The sequence below is a fragment of the Hydrogenophaga flava NBRC 102514 genome (assembly GCF_001571145.1).
GTDB lineage: Bacteria > Pseudomonadota > Gammaproteobacteria > Burkholderiales > Burkholderiaceae_C > Hydrogenophaga > Hydrogenophaga flava.
In genome coordinates, this window is sequence record NZ_BCTF01000015.1 from 1 (window position 1) to 15,720 (window position 15,720).

Annotated in this window: 17 protein-coding genes; 13 read left to right on the forward strand and 4 right to left on the reverse strand. The window is 71.4% G+C overall.

Annotation, left to right across the window (positions count from 1 at the left end):
- Positions 1-763, forward strand: a 763-nt coding sequence (locus HFL01S_RS25420; RefSeq protein ID WP_218008632.1) for an HzsA-related protein, incomplete at its 5' end; no start/stop codon positions are given.
- 15 nt (positions 764-778) lie between these two features.
- Here the strand turns inward: HFL01S_RS25420 and trxA are convergent.
- A complete protein-coding gene (gene trxA / locus HFL01S_RS13780) occupies positions 779-1,753 on the reverse strand; it encodes a thioredoxin (protein ID WP_066259435.1) in 975 nt (324 codons plus the stop codon).
- Positions 1,754-1,906: 153 nt separating this feature from the next.
- On the opposite strand from trxA, the gene purE reads away from it, so the two are divergent.
- The 4 genes from purE (at position 1,907) to HFL01S_RS13800 (ending at position 5,016) form a co-directional block, all read left to right on the forward strand.
- Positions 1,907-2,395: a 5-(carboxyamino)imidazole ribonucleotide mutase gene (gene purE, locus HFL01S_RS13785; RefSeq protein WP_066259437.1), complete on the forward strand. Its 489-nt coding sequence runs from the start codon at positions 1,907-1,909 to the stop codon at positions 2,393-2,395.
- A gap of 4 nt (positions 2,396-2,399) precedes the next feature.
- The gene (locus tag HFL01S_RS13790) at positions 2,400-3,644 is read left to right on the forward strand and encodes a 5-(carboxyamino)imidazole ribonucleotide synthase (RefSeq protein WP_066259440.1); all 1,245 of its coding nucleotides are present in this window, start codon (positions 2,400-2,402) and stop codon (positions 3,642-3,644) included.
- A 10-nt stretch (positions 3,645-3,654) separates the two neighbouring features.
- Complete coding sequence (locus HFL01S_RS13795; RefSeq protein ID WP_066259756.1) at positions 3,655-4,659, forward strand: L-threonylcarbamoyladenylate synthase; 1,005 nt, start codon at positions 3,655-3,657, stop codon at positions 4,657-4,659.
- A gap of 108 nt (positions 4,660-4,767) precedes the next feature.
- Entirely contained in the window at positions 4,768-5,016 is a 249-nt protein-coding gene (locus HFL01S_RS13800) for a hypothetical protein (RefSeq protein WP_066259444.1), read from the forward strand.
- A 22-nt stretch (positions 5,017-5,038) separates the two neighbouring features.
- On the opposite strand, the gene dacB is transcribed toward HFL01S_RS13800, so the two are convergent.
- A complete protein-coding gene (gene dacB / locus HFL01S_RS13805) occupies positions 5,039-6,655 on the reverse strand; it encodes a D-alanyl-D-alanine carboxypeptidase/D-alanyl-D-alanine endopeptidase (protein ID WP_066259447.1) in 1,617 nt (538 codons plus the stop codon).
- 45 nt (positions 6,656-6,700) lie between these two features.
- Between dacB and tsaB the strand changes: the two genes are divergently transcribed.
- From tsaB to HFL01S_RS13825, 4 genes are all read left to right on the forward strand, one after another.
- Positions 6,701-7,453, forward strand: coding sequence for a tRNA (adenosine(37)-N6)-threonylcarbamoyltransferase complex dimerization subunit type 1 TsaB (gene tsaB / locus HFL01S_RS13810; RefSeq protein ID WP_066259448.1), 753 nt, complete (start codon positions 6,701-6,703; stop codon positions 7,451-7,453).
- Positions 7,450-8,019 carry a ribosomal protein S18-alanine N-acetyltransferase gene (gene rimI, locus HFL01S_RS13815; protein ID WP_084383304.1) on the forward strand — a complete coding sequence of 190 codons (570 nt, stop codon included), beginning with the start codon at positions 7,450-7,452 and terminating at the stop codon, positions 8,017-8,019. Before tsaB ends, rimI begins: the two co-directional genes overlap by 4 nt.
- The gene (locus HFL01S_RS13820; protein ID WP_066259449.1) at positions 8,016-8,891 is read left to right on the forward strand and encodes a uracil-DNA glycosylase; all 876 of its coding nucleotides are present in this window, start codon (positions 8,016-8,018) and stop codon (positions 8,889-8,891) included. Before rimI ends, HFL01S_RS13820 begins: the two co-directional genes overlap by 4 nt.
- Positions 8,892-8,975: 84 nt before the next feature.
- On the forward strand, positions 8,976-9,743 hold the full coding sequence (locus HFL01S_RS13825; RefSeq protein ID WP_066259454.1) for an alpha/beta fold hydrolase: 768 nt from the start codon (positions 8,976-8,978) through the stop codon (positions 9,741-9,743).
- A gap of 1 nt (position 9,744) precedes the next feature.
- Here HFL01S_RS13825 and HFL01S_RS13830 read toward each other — a convergent pair whose 3' ends face one another.
- Positions 9,745-10,632, reverse strand: coding sequence for a DMT family transporter (locus HFL01S_RS13830; RefSeq protein ID WP_066259455.1), 888 nt, complete (start codon positions 10,630-10,632; stop codon positions 9,745-9,747).
- A 33-nt stretch (positions 10,633-10,665) separates the two neighbouring features.
- Complete coding sequence (locus HFL01S_RS13835) at positions 10,666-11,091, reverse strand: Ig-like domain-containing protein (protein ID WP_066259456.1); 426 nt, start codon at positions 11,089-11,091, stop codon at positions 10,666-10,668.
- 198 nt (positions 11,092-11,289) lie between these two features.
- Between HFL01S_RS13835 and HFL01S_RS13840 the strand changes: the two genes are divergently transcribed.
- From HFL01S_RS13840 to pyrF, 4 genes are read left to right on the forward strand one after another with little or no spacing between them, the layout of a single operon-like run.
- The gene (locus HFL01S_RS13840) at positions 11,290-11,853 is read left to right on the forward strand and encodes a DUF4956 domain-containing protein (RefSeq protein WP_066259458.1); all 564 of its coding nucleotides are present in this window, start codon (positions 11,290-11,292) and stop codon (positions 11,851-11,853) included.
- Positions 11,843-12,667: a polyphosphate polymerase domain-containing protein gene (locus tag HFL01S_RS13845; protein ID WP_066259460.1), complete on the forward strand. Its 825-nt coding sequence runs from the start codon at positions 11,843-11,845 to the stop codon at positions 12,665-12,667. Before HFL01S_RS13840 ends, HFL01S_RS13845 begins: the two co-directional genes overlap by 11 nt.
- A complete protein-coding gene (locus HFL01S_RS13850; protein ID WP_066259462.1) occupies positions 12,664-14,862 on the forward strand; it encodes a CotH kinase family protein in 2,199 nt (732 codons plus the stop codon). The genes HFL01S_RS13845 and HFL01S_RS13850 overlap by 4 nt, the downstream gene beginning before the upstream one ends.
- A gap of 9 nt (positions 14,863-14,871) precedes the next feature.
- Entirely contained in the window at positions 14,872-15,711 is an 840-nt protein-coding gene (gene pyrF, locus HFL01S_RS13855; protein ID WP_174525241.1) for an orotidine-5'-phosphate decarboxylase, read from the forward strand.
- The last annotated feature ends 9 nt before the right edge of the window (positions 15,712-15,720 follow it).

Below are 15,720 nucleotides of genomic sequence, written 5' to 3' on the forward strand. Positions count from 1 at the left end.
GGCGCCCGCGGCGGGCGGCCTGCTGCAGGCCGGGGTGTCGCTCACCGGCGGCATACGCAAGTCGGTGAGCTGGTGGGACCCCGACACGCTGCGCAGCTTCGATGGCCTGATGTGGGAGCTGGAGGCCGTCGAGGTGGTGGCGCGTCTGAAGCCTCCGATGCGCCAGGCCCCTCCGCTGGCCGCGCCCGAGCGGCAGATCTTCACCGAGGAAGCGGTGGACGAGGCGCAGCTGCGCAACTGGCTCAGGGCCAACGACCTGGCGCTGATCATCACCCGCAACCAGACCTCCCGGGACCGTGCCGATCAGCAGCAGCCCTACAACCTGCGCGTGCCCGGCGGCGTGAGCACCGTCGCCCCCGGTGGTGGACGGGTGTACGACATTGCGCACTTCCAGCTGTTCCAGGGCGACCTGGTGCGCGGATACCGCTTCGCCGGACGCCGCGTGCTGCCTGTGCCCATGCACGAGCCACGGGCCAGCATGCCGGCCAACGCGGGCGGGCCTGTCAGCAGCGTTCGCATCGCGCCCGACGGCTCGACGGCGGCCTTCGTGCCGGCGCGCCGGGCCCTGACCTGGCAAACCACGGACGGGGCGGGCAACCCGGTGGTGCGCGAGCGGGTCTGGGTCACCTTCCAGCCGGGCGAGGTGCGCCTGTGTGCTTCATGCCATGGCGTCAACACGCAGAGCCAGGCCGCCACCCTGGGCCCGACCAACCCCCCGGAGGCGCTGCGCACCCTGCTGCGCCACTGGAAGACCCTGCCTTGAGCCGCAGTGCAGGGCCTAGTTCAGGGCCATGCTGAGCTTGCGCCGGTACTGCGAGACCATCTGCGCCTGCGGGTCTTCCTGCACCGCCGCCTTGCCGGCCAGCTCGATGCCCCCGGCGCTCTTGCCTGCGGCGGCCGGGTCGGCCTTGGGCTTGGGCGGGGTCATGAGTTCGAGCAGGCCGACGTAGGTCTTGCGCGGAGCCTCGTCGTCCCACTTCTTGTCGCGCATGATGATCTCCAGCAGCTCGTCCAGCGCGGCGGGCCATTCGCCCATGGCGATCAGTACACGGCTCTTGGCGAAGCGGGTCTCGAAGTCGCGCCTGTTCTGGCCGATCCGCTCGTCGAACTTCTCCAGCGGCCACTGCCCGCGCGGGTCGGTACCGACGAACTCCAGTGCGTTGAGCCACTGGCTCAGCGCGTCGAAGCGCAGCGGCACCGGGATGCGGGCCATGGCCGGGGCCAGTGCCCCTGCGGCCTGCTCGAACAGTCCGTGGCCGATGCACTGGCGCACGAACTCGAAGCGCAGGTCGTCGTTGTCGGGTGCCTGTTCCAGGGCGTGGGCCAGCTTTTCCAGCGCCGACACCGGGTCGGCCTCTTCGCCTTCACCCCCCTGGGCCAGCATCTGCTGCGCTTCGTCGGCCTCTGCCAGCGCGGCCAGCTCGTCCTCGCTGGGCAGGTGCTTGTCCAGAAAGGCCTTGATCTGGCCCTCGGGCAGCGCGCCCATGAAGCCGTCCACCGGCTGGCCGCCGATCAGCAGCACGCAGGTCGGGATGCTGCGGATGCCGAAGGCCGCGGCCAGCTGCTGCTCCTGGTCGGAATCGATCTTGACCAGCTTGAAGCGGCCGCCGTACTCGGCCTCGACCTTCTCCAGGATGGGACCGATCACCTTGCAGGGGCCGCACCAGGTGGCCCAGAAATCGACCAGCACCGGGGTGTGCATGGAGGCCTCGATGACCTCGGCTTCGAAGTTGGCGACGGTGACGTTGATCATGGCGTGCAGCGGTGGTGTGGGGGCGGGACGTGGCGGCCGGCGTGGCGCGAAACGTAAAATCCGCACTTTACCGGAGCCGCCCGCCCGCGCGCTGCGGCCTCACCCGAGTCTCCTTCCAACAGCGCCCGCCCGGCGCGCACGAGAGCCCTCCCCATGAGCACACCCCTGGTAGGCGTCGTCATGGGTTCCAGCAGCGACTGGGACACCATGCAGCACGCCGTGCAGATCCTCAAAGACTTCGGTGTCGCACACGAGGCGCGCGTGGTCTCGGCCCACCGCATGCCCGACGACATGTTCGCCTACGCCGAAGCCGCCGCCGGCCGGGGGCTGAAGGCCATCATCGCCGGCGCCGGGGGCGCGGCCCACCTGCCGGGCATGATCGCCGCCAAGACGGTGGTGCCGGTGCTGGGCGTGCCCGTGATGTCCAAGGCGCTGTCGGGCGTGGATTCGCTGCATTCCATCGTGCAGATGCCCAAGGGCGTGCCGGTCGCGACCTTCGCCATCGGCCCGGCCGGGGCCGCCAACGCGGCGCTGTTCGCAGTGGCCCTGCTGGCCAACGAAGACCCGGCCCTGCGCCAGTGGCTGCTGGCTTTCCGTGCCGAGCAGACCGAGGCGGCGCGCAACATGACTTTGCCCGTCTGACCCCATGAGCCTCAAACCCTTGCTTCCCGGCGCCCTGTCCGACCGGGGCCAGCAGATGACCCTGGGCGTGATGGGCGGTGGCCAGCTCGGGCGCATGTTCGTGCAGGCCGCGCAGGCCATGGGCTACTTCACCGCGGTGCTCGATCCCGATCCGGCCAGCCCGGCCGGCCTGGTGGCGCACTGGCACATCGAGACCGCCTACGACGACGAGCAGGGCCTGGCCCAGCTCATGCAGCGCTGCGACGCCATCACCACCGAGTTCGAGAACGTGCCCGCGCCCGCGCTGATCACCCTGGGCGCGCACCGGCCGGTGGCGCCCTCGGCCAGCTGCGTGGCCGTGGCGCAGGACCGCATCCAGGAGAAGGCGCACTTCGTCACCACCGCGTCGGAAGGTGGCCCCCTCAGCGTCTACCCCGCGCCCTACGCCGCCATCGAGACGCCCGAGCTGCTGGCGGCGGTGCCGGCCGATCTGCTGCCCGGCATCCTCAAGACCGCGCGCCTGGGCTACGACGGCAAGGGCCAGATCCGTGTGAAGAACCGCGAAGAGCTGGCGGCGGCCTGGGACCAGCTGGGCCGGGTGCCCTGCGTGCTGGAAAAGCTGATGCCGCTGCAGAGCGAGTGCTCGGTCATCGTGGCGCGCGGCGCGAATGGCCAGGTGGTCGCCTTCCCGGTGCAGAAGAACACCCACCACGACGGCATCCTGGCCATCACCGAAGTGTTTGAAGGCGCGGTGCCGGCCGAGCTGGCGGCGCGCGCGCAGGCCAGCACGGTGGCGATTGCGAACCACCTGAACTACGTCGGCGTGCTCTGCGTCGAGTACTTCGTGGTCGACAACGGCCAGGGTGGTTCGGACCTGATCGTCAACGAGATGGCGCCGCGCCCGCACAACAGCGGCCACTACACGCAGAACGCCTGCGACATGTCGCAGTTCGAGGCGCAGGTCCGCGCGCTGGCCGGTCTGCCGCTGCCCACGCCGCGCCAGCACAGCCCGGCGCTCATGGTCAACCTGCTGGGCGACCTCTGGTTCAAGCCCAACGGCGTGCGCGCCCAGGCCAGCGAACAGCCGGTGGCGCCGCCCTGGGCGCAGGTGCTGGCGCTGCCGGGCACCCACCTGCACCTGTACGGCAAGCTCAGCGCCCGCCCGGGCCGCAAGATGGGCCACCTGAACATCACCGGCGACTCGGTGGCGCAGGTGCGCGAGACGGCTTCCAAAGTCCTCGCCTTGCTCGGCCTGCCCGCGCTGGACTGAGCCCGTGCCCCTGACCCTGAACGCCCGCGACCCTGCGGCCATCGAGCAGGCCGCCGCGCGCCTGGCCGCGGGCAGCCTGGTGGGCATGCCGACCGAGACGGTTTACGGCCTGGCCGCCGATGCCGGCAACGCCAGCGCGGTGAGTCGCATCTTCACGGCCAAGGGCCGACCCAGCGACCACCCGCTGATCGTGCACATCCCCCCGGCCGACGCCGGAGACTGGCGCGCGGCGGTGGCGCCGCTGGCGCACAGCGTGCCGGATTTCGCCTTGGCGCTGATGGCCGCCTTCTGGCCCGGCCCGCTGACGCTGATCCTGCCGCGCCGGCCCGAGGTGGCGGCGGTGGCCGCCGGCGGACAGGACTCGGTGGGCGTGCGCTGCCCGTCGCACCCGGTGGCGCAGGCGCTGCTGGTGGCCGCGCGGGCGCAGGGCGTGCTGGGCGTGGCCGCACCCAGCGCCAACCGCTTCGGTCGCGTCAGCCCCACCACGGCGGCGCACGTGGCCGAAGAATTCGCCGACCTGCCGGAAGACGAACTGCTGATCCTCGATGGCGGCGCCTGCCCGGTGGGCATCGAATCGACCATCGTCGACTGCTCGCGCGGGCACCCGGTGCTGCTGCGCCCGGGCATGCTCACGCCGGCGCAGATCGAGGCCGCTTGCAGCCAGCCGCTGCGCGAGCGCGACGAGGCCGCGCCACGCGCCTCGGGCACGCTGGAATCGCACTATGCGCCGCGCGCCAAGGTGCGGCTGATGTCGGGCGAGCAGATCCAGGCCGCGCTCGATGTGCTGGGCCCGGACGCGAAACACATCGCCGTGTACACCCGCACCACGCAGCGGGCCGCCCGCGCCGTGGTGCAGCGCCGCATGCCGGCCGACGCCGCCGCCTGCGCGCAGGAACTGTTTGCGGTGCTGCGCGCGCTGGACGCCACCGGCGTGAAGCTGATCTGGGTCGAGGCGCCGCCCGAGGGCAGCGAGTGGGACGGTGTGCGCGACCGGCTGCAGCGCGCTGCGGCCTGACGCGGGCGAATCTTTCCCTCAAGTTCGGCGGTGGCTGGCCGATACCCCATGCAGGATGTCCCTAAGGGCGTCTGTACCACCGTCCGCCGAACCACCTGCGAGCCTGCCGTGAACCGCAACCACTTCGCTTTCCAGAGCGTCAGCGACGACCGCCTGGCCATCAACGACGCCACGAGACACCAGTACTACAGCACCATGCAGGCCGAGACCTGCGACGACGACATGGTGCTGGCCGCGCTGAACCGCCGCAAGGCGCGCGCGCTGATCGCCCGCCGCGACCACCGCCGGCTGCTGGGCGCGGGGCTGGGGTTGCTGAGCGTGTGTGCGCTGGCCGCGCTGGCCTGGTCCCTGGGCTGAGCCGCCTGGCGCGGCTTCGCTGTCAGTCGGGCAGCGCCGCGGTCCACTCGACCAGGGTGTCGAGCGCCGGGCGCGCCGCCATGGCGTTCGGGTGGTTGATGAAGCCGACCACCACGTAGCGGCTGCCGTTGCCCGCGTTCACATAGCCGGCGATGCCGGTCACGTCGCGCAGCGTGCCGGTCTTGAGCCAGGCGTTGCCATAGGCCAGGCTGCCGGGTTCGCGGCCGACGCGGGCCGCCGTGCCCTTGACCCCTGCCACCGACAGCGACTGCACGAAGGTCGCGCCCCGCGGGTGGCGGGCCGCGTGCTGCAGCAGATCGCCCAGGGCCTCGGGCGTGATGCGCTCGATGCGCGAGAGGCCGGAGCCGTTTTCCATCACCGGCACGGTGTGGCGGATGCCGAAGGTGGTCCTCCACCAGCGCGCGACGATCTCGCGCGAGCGCTCCAGCCGGCCCTGGCGCTCGGGCGTGAGCCGACCGCGCGGCACGGTCATCGAATCCACCCGCGCGGGCGCCAGCTGCCCCAGCGTGAGGAACAGCTGCTGCGCCATCACGTTGTTGCTCCACTGGTTTACGTCGGCAATGATGTCCGACAGCGGCAGCGACTTCGCCTCGTGCAGCAGGCGGGCGCGGGCCGGGGTGGCGCCCATGACCACCTTGCCGGTGAGCGCGCCGCCGCTGTTGCGCCACAGCCCTTCAAGCGCGCGCGCCGCGTAGCTGGCCGGGTCCTGGTAGGCCACGGGCCACTCCTTGTCGCCACAGCCCGCCGGGTAGCGGCCGGTGAAGCGGATGGCGTTGACGTCGTCGAAGCGTGCACCGATGGCGCCGCGCCAGTCGCCGCAGCCGCCACCGCGCGCAAGCGGCAGCGTGGCGTCCACCGCCAGCCCCGCCATGGGCGGTTCGCTGAACACCCGCGCCACGCCGGCGGCCGGGTCGGGGAAGAACTTGAGCACCACCGACTTGAAGTTCACCAGCAGCGCATCCGGGCCTGCGTTGTAGGGCCGCAGCGCCTCGCCGTCGAAGGCGCCGGGGTCGCGCGGCGGCAGGTCGAAGGCGCTGTTGTCCAGCACCATGTCGCCCAGCACGACCACCACCCCCAGGTTCTGCAGCGCCTGGAAGGCGCCCTGGATGCGTTCGAGCACCAGCTTGGGGTCGCCGCCGCCCTTGATGTAGAGGTTGCCGCGCAGTGTGCCCCGGTCCACCACGCCGTCGGTGTAGAAGCGGGTCGACCAGGTGAAATCGGGGCCGAGCAGGTCCATCGCGGCGTAGGTGGTCACCAGCTTCATCACCGAGGCCGGGTTGACCGGCTGTTCGGTGTTGAACCGCACCCGGGCGGCGCCGGGGCCACCGACGGGCAGCACCAGGGCCGACATCGCCGTGGCCGGCACCTGGGCGCGCTGCAGCACCGCCAGCACCGAGGGCGGCAGGCCGGTCTGCACCGGGGGCAAGGGGGCTGTGGCGCGCGGCGGTGTGGAAGTTGCGGTGGCAGACGGTACGCCAGGCGCGTGCAGACCCGTTTCGGGGGTGAGGCGCAGCTCGCCGGCCGACAGCTCCTGTTCCTGCGCCTGTGCGAGCGCACCGCTGCTGACCAGGGTCAGCAGCAGGCCGGACAGCAGGGCTGCGTGCAGGGGGTGTCGCATGGAGACGCGATTATGGGTCCGCGCCCCTCACGGATAATCCCCCGAATGCCCGTTTCCGACCTGCGTTTTCTGGCGATCGACTCCAGCACCGACACCCTGTCGGTGGCCCTGGGCTCGGGTGCGCCCGGCGAGGCGCCGCTGGCATACACCGGCCCGGGCGCGGCCCAGGCCTCTGCCACGCTGCTGCCGGCCGTGCAGTCGCTGCTGGCGCAGGAGGGCTGGTCGCTCGCCTCGCTGGACGCGATCGTGTTCGGGCGCGGCCCGGGCTCGTTCACCGGCCTGCGCACCGCCTGTTCGGTGGCGCAGGGCCTGGCCTACGGCGCGGGTGGGCGGCCGGTGCTGCCGGTGGACACCCTGCTGGCGCTGGCCGAATCGGCCCGGCTGCAGCTGGTCGCCGACGGCCTGGCGGTGCCGGCCACCATCGCCGCGCTGCTGGATGCGCGCATGGACGAGATATACGTAGCCCTGTACGCCTGCGGCCCCGAAGGTCTGCGGACCGAGCCGCTGCAGGCACCGCGCCTGTGCGCCCCGCAGGACCTGGGCGGCTGGCTGCGTGGTGTGGCGCCAGACGAAGGGCGCGACGTGCTGCTGGCCGGGAACGTGTTCGAGGTGTACCGCGACCGGCTGGACCTGCCGGCGGCACCGCAGCAGCCGGCGCTGCCCACGGCCCAGGCCCTGCTGTCGCTGGCGCCGGCGCTGCTGGCGGCGGGCCACGCGGTGGACGCGCGCGACGCGCTGCCGCTGTACGTGCGCGACAAGGTCGCGCGCACCACGCTGGAACGGGAGGGACGGGCATGACGGCGCTCGCTTCGCCCTGGCCCGCGGCGGCCACCGACCCCCAGCGCGGACGCCGTGTGGCCTTCGAGCCCATGTCGGAGGCCGACCTGGATGCCGTCTGCGAGGTCGAGAAGACGGCCTATGCCCACCCTTGGTCGCGGCGCCATTTCGCCGATTCGCTGGCCAGCGGCTACCCCTCCGTGATGCTGCTGGCCGAGCCGCTGCCGGGCGAGGTGCCGCACCCGAAGCGCGGCGATGGCCGGGTGCTGATCGGTTACCTGGTGGCCATGCCCGGCGTGGACGAGGTGCACCTGCTCAACATCACGGTCGCGCCCGCGCAGCAGCGCCAGGGCTGGGCGCGCTTCCTGCTCGACGCCCTGGTGCTGTGGTCGCGCGGCCAGGGCGCGCAGTGGCTGTGGCTGGAGGTGCGCGCGGGCAACGAACCGGCCCGCACGCTCTACACCCGCTACGGCTTCCAGCAGGTCGGCCTGCGCCGCGGTTATTACCCGGCCGGAGGCCTGCAGCGCGAGGACGCGGTGGTGATGAGCCTGGACCTGGCGGTCCGCGGCCCGGGAGACGGTGCATGAGCGACCCCCACGACGACCCCACCTCCTTCGTGCCGCACCTGGATGCGCGCCAGCGCGCGATGCTGGCCGAGATGGGCGTGCGCGTCTGGGCGCCGCGCGCCGATGCGGCCGCGGTGGAGCCTGCGCCGGCTGAGGTGCCAGCGGTGTCCGCTCCGGTGGCGCCCCCGCCGGCCGAGACCCGCCCCTCGGCCCCTCCTGCACCCGCCGCCGCACCGGGGCCTGCGCCAGCCGCACCGGCCGTTGCACCCGTGGCCCAGTCCACCCCACCCGCGACCGCCGAACGCCTGCGCCCGGCCGGCGTGGCGCAGATGGACTGGCCGGCGCTGCAGGCGGCGGTGGCCGGCTGCGAGGCCTGCGGCCTGTGCAAGACGCGGCGCAACACGGTGTTTGGCGTTGGCGACACCGGGGCCGACTGGATGATCGTCGGTGAGGCGCCGGGCGAGAACGAGGACCTGCAGGGCGAGCCCTTCGTGGGCGCGGCCGGCCAGCTGCTGGACAACATGCTGCGCGCGGTCGGTCGCAGCCGCAGTGGCGAGGGCACGAAAGGCGCCTACATCGCCAACGTGCTCAAGTGCCGCCCGCCCGCCAACCGCAACCCCCAGCCGCAGGAGGTCGCGCAGTGCGAGCCCTTCCTGGCGCGGCAGGTGGCGCTGGTGAAGCCCAAGATCATCGTCGCGATGGGGCGTTTCGCGGTGCAGTCGCTGCTGCGCACCGAAGAGCCCATCGGGCGCCTGCGCGGCCGCGTGCACCGCTACGAGGGCGTGCCGGTGATCGTGACCTACCACCCGGCCTACCTGCTGCGCACACCGGCCGACAAGGCCAAGGCCTGGGAAGACCTGTGCCTTGCGATGGAGACGGCCGAGGGCCTCTGACGGTCCGGGGGCAGGGGTTCCCCCGGTAGGCGGCCCGCGCCCGCCGCGCGATCCTGCGGTCATCACCACCGACAGGAGACCTCCATGACCCAGCTCTTCGACGCTCCCCTCATCGGCACCGGCCCGCGCAAGGTGCTGTGCCTGCACGGCTGGTTCGGCCACGCGCGCGGCTGGGGCCCGCTGGTCCAGCACCTGGACAAGGACGCCTTCACCTACGCATTCCTAGACCAGCGCGGCTACGGCCACCGCAAGGACAGCGGTGGCCCCTACACCATGGCACAGATCGCGCAGGACGCACTGGCGCTGGCCGATTCGCTGGGCTGGGACCGGTTCGCGCTGGTCGGGCATTCGATGGGCGGGCTGGCGATCCAGCAGGTGCTGGCGGATGCGCCGCAGCGGGTGCAGGCCCTGGTGGGCGTGACGCCGGTGCCCGCCGGGGGTGTGCCCTTCGACGACGCCGGCTGGACCTTTTTCTCGGCCGCCGCGAAAGACGTGGACACGCGCCGCGCCATCATCGACCTCACCACCGGCAACCGGCTCTCGGGCGTGTGGCTCGACGGCATGGCCCGGCGCTCGCTGCAGCATTCCGACGAGACCGCGGTGGCCGACTACCTGGTGGCCTGGGCGAAAACCTCGGTGCTGGACCGGGTGCAGGGCCAGACCCTGCCGGTGCTGGTGATCGCGGGCGAACACGACCCCGCGCTCGGCGCCGAGACCTGCAAGGCCACCTGGCTGCAGCACTACCCGAACGCCACGCTGGAGGTGATGGTCAACGCCGGCCACTACCCGATGGACGAGACCCCCATCGCGCTGGCCACGGCCATCGAGCGCTTTCTGATGAAGGCGATGTGACTCAGGTGGCCGCGGTGGAGCGGGCGGGCCACAGCACCGTGGCGATCGAGAGCATCACCAGCGCCACGGCGGTCCAGTCCTGCCAGTGCAGCACCTCGCCCAGCCACCAGGCGCCGCTGAACACGCCCAGCACCGGGATGAACATCACCGACAGCGTGGAGGCGATGGGCGGCAGCTCGCGTGCCAGCACCAGCCAGGCCACCTGCGCGAAGGCGAACACGCCGACCGCGTTGTAGGCGATGGCCGCCCACTGCGCGGGGTTGGGGGCCAGCCACTGGCCGCGCTCGAACAGCAGCGCCAGCGTCGACATCCACAGCGTGGTCGCCACCGTCATCCAGAAGCTGATCGCCAGTGTGGGCGCGGCGATGCGGGTGCGGCGCATCTGCTGCGTGCCGATGGCCCAGGTGGCGGCCGCCACCAGCATCATCAACACCCCCAGCGGTTTGCCCGACAGGTTCGTGATCTCGTGCCACAGCAGCAGCACCACGCCCAGCGCGGCGGCGGCCACGCCGGCCCAGGCGCGCGTCGCCAGCCGCTGGCCGAACCACAGCGCCCCCATCACGGCCGAGAACACCGGCATGGTGTAGCCCAGGATGGCGGCGCGCCCGCTGGAGAGCGACTGGATCGCCAGGATCGCCAGCGTGTGCCAGAAGAACATGTTGAACACGGTGAGCACGGCCAGCTCGCGCCAGTGTTCGCGGGCGATGGTGAAGGGCACGCGGCGCAGCCACAGGAAGCCGCCCAGCAGCGGCAGCCCCAGCCACATGCACAGGGCGCGGAAGGTCAGCGGCGGAAAGCCGGTGACGCCGAACTTCATGATCGGCCAGTTGATGCCCCAGACCAGCGTGAGCAGGACGAGCAGGGTGAGTTGCTGGCGGGAAAGGCGCATCTCGCCGATGGTATCGGCTGGTGTGCGGGCGCGTCAGTCGGTGATGGCGATGTCCACGTCGTCGCTGTCGCCGGTGTTGCCGTCGGTGTCGACGGCGCGGGCGAAATAGGAGACGGAGTCCGTGGCCGTCGACGGGATGGTGGTGGTGAACTGGTATGGCGTGGCATTGAGCGTGCCCAGGAGCGTGCTGGCGCCGGAGTCGACGCGGTAGAAGCGCACGGCGCTGATGCCCAGGTCGGAGCTGGCCACGGCGATCAGGGTGACCGATTCGCCGGCGGAGGCGCTGGTGGCGGTGGTGGCCAGCGTGACGGTGGGTTCGTCGCCGGTGGTGCCGCCGCCGCAACCGGTCAGTGCAAGGGACAGCAGCGAGGCGGCCAGGCCCAGACGGAACAGGTGCCGTCGTGGGGCGGTGCGCGAAGGGTTCAGGGTGGCTTGGGAGGAGGCTGGCGTGGTGTTCATGGCCGGATGGTAGGAAGCCTGGTCCGGGCCTGGGTGCTGTCTTTGTTTCCGGCCTGTAAACCTTCCGATGCATGAGGGCCGCCCAGCGGCGCTTGCTGATTCTTAAAAAACTTTAATAAACTCGCCGGCTTTGCCCACCTCCGACGCCCCCGGTCGGTCGGGATCGTTGTCGCTCACCCCTCTCCCGCTGACCGGCCCATGGAAATCGTCTGGTATCTGGAATTCATCGCACGCTTCTCGCTCAACCTGGGCGCGGCCAGCGTGCTGATGTTCGGCCTCTACTACAGAAGGCACCACAACCGCGACACCGCGGTGTCCGCCCTGCTGCTCAACGTGTTCGTGTTCGCCGTGCTCACGGTGCTGGCCGATGTGCAGTTCTCGCTGGCGGCGGGTTTTGGCCTGTTCGCCATCCTGGCCCTGTTCACGCTGCGCTCCGAGCAGCTGTCCCGGGTGGACATTGCCTACTTCTTCGGCAGCGCCTCCATGGCGGTGCTGTTCGCCATCAACGCAATCGACCGCGGCCTGATGGTCATCATCATCCTGGCGATGCTGGCCTCGGTCTATGTGCTGGACCACCCCAGGCTCAGCCGCCCGCTGCGCAGCACGCGCATCAAGCTGGACATGGACCGCAGCTTCGACGTGGGCGACGAGGCCGCGGTGGTCGAGGCCGTGGGACGCCAGACCGGCCTGAAGGCGCAGCGCGTGCAGCTGGTCCGGGTGTGCGGCATCACCGAGACCGTGGAGCTGCAGGTTGAGTACTGATCGTCCGGGCGCTGTCCCCGCGTCCCGCCTGGCCGGCTTCGCCGCCATCGGCCTGGCCGAACTGAACGGGCAGGCCGCCCTGCTCAAGCGGCTCGAACGCAAGTACGTGCTGGACCCGGCGGCGCTGGACGGCCTGTTCGACGTGCTGCGCTTCAGCCACTCGGTGCTGGAAATCGACGGCCTGCGTTCGCACGGTTACCAGAGCCGCTACTACGACACGCCCGACCTGCTGTGTTTCCGGGCCCACAACCAGGGCCGGGCCAACCGCTTCAAGCTGCGCATCCGGCGCTACGAGGACAGCGGCCTGGCCTTCTGCGAGCTCAAGGAAAAGACCCGGGTGGCGGCGACCGCCAAGTCGCGTGTGCCGCTGAGCGACCCGTCGGCGCTCGGCGACGATTTCGGCGGCCTGCTCGACCGCATCCGGCAGATCGCCGGCGCCGCGGCCGACCGCCGCTTCCTGCCCACGCTGGACGTGCGCTACCGGCGCATTACCCTGTTCGACGCGCGCGACCAGACCCGGGTCACCATCGACACCGGCCTGTCGTTCGAGCACCCCACCGACCTGCGGGCGCACCAGGCCACGTCGAGTGTGATCGTCGAGGTCAAGTCGGCGCGGCCGATGTCGCTGACCGACCGCCTGCTGCGCGACGCCGGGCTGCGGCCGCAGGCGCAGATGTCCAAGTACTGCATCGGCCTGCTGGCCTGCGGGCTCTGGACCGGCGCCAGCCGATTCGGCGCCAACCACCGGCGGCTGGGCTGCCAGCCGGTGGCGGCTGCTGCCCTGGCAGCGGCCCCGGCGGGGGTGCCGGCATGAGGTTCCTGACCGGTCTGGGCCAGGCCCTGCGTGGCCTGGCGCTGCTGCTGGCCTGCGCGTGCTTGCCGGCGCAGGCGGCGGACATCATCAGCCCGCCGCAGTTCTCGCACGAGGCGGGGTTCCACCCCTACACCTTCAAGCTCAAGCTCTACCACCCCGACGCCGGGGTCTCGATCTTCTACACGCTGGACGGCTCGACGCCCTACGTGCAGTTCCCCTACGAGCGCAGCTTTGTCTACAAGACCGCCTACCGGCGCTCGCCGCGCAGCAAGGACGGCGTGCTGGAAAAAGGGCGGCTGGTGACGCTGCCCTACCGAGGACCGATCAAGCTCTCCCGTGTGATGAGCGGCGCTGGCCGCTACGCCCGCATCCCCACCAGCTACGGCGACCAGCCGGTGGCGCATCTGCCACCGGCGCCCCCCGGCGCGGACCCCTATGGGCTGCAACGGGTGTGGGACGAGTTCCTGGAGTACTCGCGCGACGGCATCGGCGCCTGGGCGGGCGCAGACCCGGCGCAGGCGCTGGTGCACCCCCGCGCCGGCGACGGCCAGGTGGACCGGGCCGTGGTCGTGCGGGCGGTGGCGGTCGGTCCGCGCGGCGAGCGCAGCCACGTCGTGACCCGCAGCTTCTTCTTCGGCAACCCAGCGCGTTTCAACCTGCCGGTGGTGGCGCTCACAGCCGACCCCGAGGACCTGTTCGGCTACGAGCAGGGCGTGCTGGTGGCCGGGCGGCGTTTCGACGCCTGGCGCGAGCGGCACCCGCACCACACCGCCACCGCGGGCACGGCCGACGCCAACTGGCGCGACGAGGGCGACAGCTCCGAGCGCGCCGTGCACGTCGAGTACCTGGGCACGGAGAACGGCCGGCTGCAGCAGCGACCCCAGGCGCAGTCGGCGGGCCTGCGGGTGCACGGCGCCTTCAGCCGGGCGGCGACCAACAAGTCGATGCGCCTGCACGCGCGCAAGCGCTATGGCCAGGACGACATGGACGTGTTCGGCCCCATGGACCGGCCCTTTCCGGCCAAGCAGGTCATCCTGCGCAACGCGGGCAACGACCGCACGGGGGCGCTGTTCCGGGACGCCGTGCTGCACCGGGTGTTGGACGGCCTGCACCTGGAGGTCTCGCGCAGCCGTCCGGTGTCGGTGTTCGTCAACGGCGAGTACTGGGGGCTGTTCAACCTGCGCGAGCGCCTGGGCGACGACCACTTCGCAGGCCTGGCGGGTGTCAAGGACTCGGACATCGAACTCAGCCGGAACTACGGGGTCTCGGAAGACCAGCCGGGCATGGCGCAAGACTGGCTGGACCTGATCGGGCGCATCGAAGCCGCCACGGCGGCGGGCCGTCCGGCGGGGCCGGTGGCCGAGGCCGAGATGGACCTGGCCAGCTACATCGACCTGCACATCGCGCAGATCTATGTCGGCAACATCGACTGGCCTTTCAACAACATGCAGGCCTGGCGGGTGCGTCCGTCGGTCTCGGTACCCCCGCGAGCCCAGGCGTACCGCAAATGGCACTGGCCGGCCAACGACATGGACGCCTCCTTCCACGTGCCGGGCACCCTCAAGCTGAGCGACACGCTGTCGGAGCAGGGGCCGCGCGGCCGGCCGGACCTGGCCTGGAGCACCCGCCTGTTCCGTGCGCTCATGAAGGACCCGGCGGTCCGGGCGCGGTTCCTGCAGCGTTATGTGGACCTGCTGAACACCCGTTTCGCACCGGAGCGCGTGCACCGCTTCGTCGACCAGTACCGCGGTGAGATTGCCGCCGAAGTGCCGCACCACATCAACCGCTGGCGCGTGCCGGCCGACGTGGCGGCCTGGGAGCGCTCGGTCCGCCACGTCAAGGGGTTTGCCAGCCAGCGGGTGGATGCCCAGCTGGCGGAGTTCCAGTCGCTGTTCGGGCTGGAGGCACCAGTGGCGATCCAGCTGGGGCCGCTGGTGCCGGGCGCTGTGCTGCAGGTCAACGGTCTGCGCCACGAGGGCGATCCGTCGCAGCCGGTGACCCTGCGGTACTTCAACGGCATGGCGCTGAAGATCGAGGTGCTCGAAGGCCCGTGCCGGCGCGTGCAGGGCTGGCAGGGGCAGGGCGTCCGTGCGGCGTCGCTGGACCTGGTCGTGGACCAGCCGCTGGTGCTGCGGCCCGTGCTGGGTCCGTCCTGCGAGCCTGCGAGCGCCACCGCCCGGCAGCAGGGTTCGTAAAATTCGGGGATGACCTTCCTCGACATGCTGGGCGCGGCAGAGCGCCAGAACCAGTCCCTGCTCTGCGTCGGCCTCGATCCCGACCCCGCGAAATTCCCGGCCGGCCTGAAAGGCGACGCCTCGAAGATCTACGACTTCTGCGCCGCCATCGTCGAGGCCACGGCCGATGCCGTGATCGCCTTCAAGCCGCAGATCGCCTATTTCGCCGCGCACCGCGCCGAAGACCAGCTCGAAAAACTCATGCGGCACATGAAGGCGGTGGCGCCGCAGGTGCCGGTGATCCTGGACGCCAAGCGCGGCGACATCGGCAGCACCGCCGAGCAGTACGCCATCGAGGCCTTCGAACGCTATGGCGCCGACGCCGTGACGCTCTCGCCCTTCATGGGCTTCGACTCGGTCCAGCCCTACCTGAAGTACCACGGCAAGGGCGCTTTCCTGCTCTGCCGCACCTCCAACCCCGGCGGCGACGACCTGCAGAACCAGCGCCTGGCCTCGGTGGAGGGCCAGCCCCTGCTGTACGAACACGTGGCCCGCCTCGCGCAAGGACCGTGGAACCTCAACGGCCAGCTCGGCCTGGTGGTCGGTGCCACCTACCCGGCCGAGATCGAGCGGGTGCGCGCGCTGGCGCCCACCCTCCCTCTGCTGATTCCCGGCGTGGGCGCGCAGGGCGGCGACGCGGTGGCCACGATCCGCGCCGGTTACCGCACGCTGGGCGGTGCGACCACCGGCCCGGTCATCGTCAACAGCTCGCGCGCCGTGCTCTACGCCTCGGGCGGTGCCGACTTCGCCGCCGCCGCGCGCGCCGAGGCCCTGCGCACGCGCGAGGTCCTGAACGCCGCCAAGGCTTGAGCGGAGGTC

Excerpts from the sequence above, each read along its gene's own strand:
- trxA (WP_066259435.1), bottom strand. The coding sequence starts at position 1,753 with ATGATCAACGTCACCGTCGCCAACTTCGAAGCCGAGGTCATCGAGGCC.
- purE (WP_066259437.1), top strand. The coding sequence starts at position 1,907 with ATGAGCACACCCCTGGTAGGCGTCGTCATGGGTTCCAGCAGCGACTGG.
- HFL01S_RS13790 (WP_066259440.1), top strand. The coding sequence starts at position 2,400 with ATGAGCCTCAAACCCTTGCTTCCCGGCGCCCTGTCCGACCGGGGCCAG.
- dacB (WP_066259447.1), bottom strand. The coding sequence starts at position 6,655 with ATGCGACACCCCCTGCACGCAGCCCTGCTGTCCGGCCTGCTGCTGACC.
- tsaB (WP_066259448.1), top strand. The coding sequence starts at position 6,701 with ATGCCCGTTTCCGACCTGCGTTTTCTGGCGATCGACTCCAGCACCGAC.
- rimI (WP_084383304.1), top strand. The coding sequence starts at position 7,450 with ATGACGGCGCTCGCTTCGCCCTGGCCCGCGGCGGCCACCGACCCCCAG.
- HFL01S_RS13820 (WP_066259449.1), top strand. The coding sequence starts at position 8,016 with ATGAGCGACCCCCACGACGACCCCACCTCCTTCGTGCCGCACCTGGAT.
- HFL01S_RS13825 (WP_066259454.1), top strand. The coding sequence starts at position 8,976 with ATGACCCAGCTCTTCGACGCTCCCCTCATCGGCACCGGCCCGCGCAAG.
- HFL01S_RS13830 (WP_066259455.1), bottom strand. The coding sequence starts at position 10,632 with ATGCGCCTTTCCCGCCAGCAACTCACCCTGCTCGTCCTGCTCACGCTG.
- HFL01S_RS13835 (WP_066259456.1), bottom strand. The coding sequence starts at position 11,091 with ATGAACACCACGCCAGCCTCCTCCCAAGCCACCCTGAACCCTTCGCGC.
- HFL01S_RS13840 (WP_066259458.1), top strand. The coding sequence starts at position 11,290 with ATGGAAATCGTCTGGTATCTGGAATTCATCGCACGCTTCTCGCTCAAC.
- HFL01S_RS13850 (WP_066259462.1), top strand. The coding sequence starts at position 12,664 with ATGAGGTTCCTGACCGGTCTGGGCCAGGCCCTGCGTGGCCTGGCGCTG.
- pyrF (WP_174525241.1), top strand. The coding sequence starts at position 14,872 with ATGACCTTCCTCGACATGCTGGGCGCGGCAGAGCGCCAGAACCAGTCC.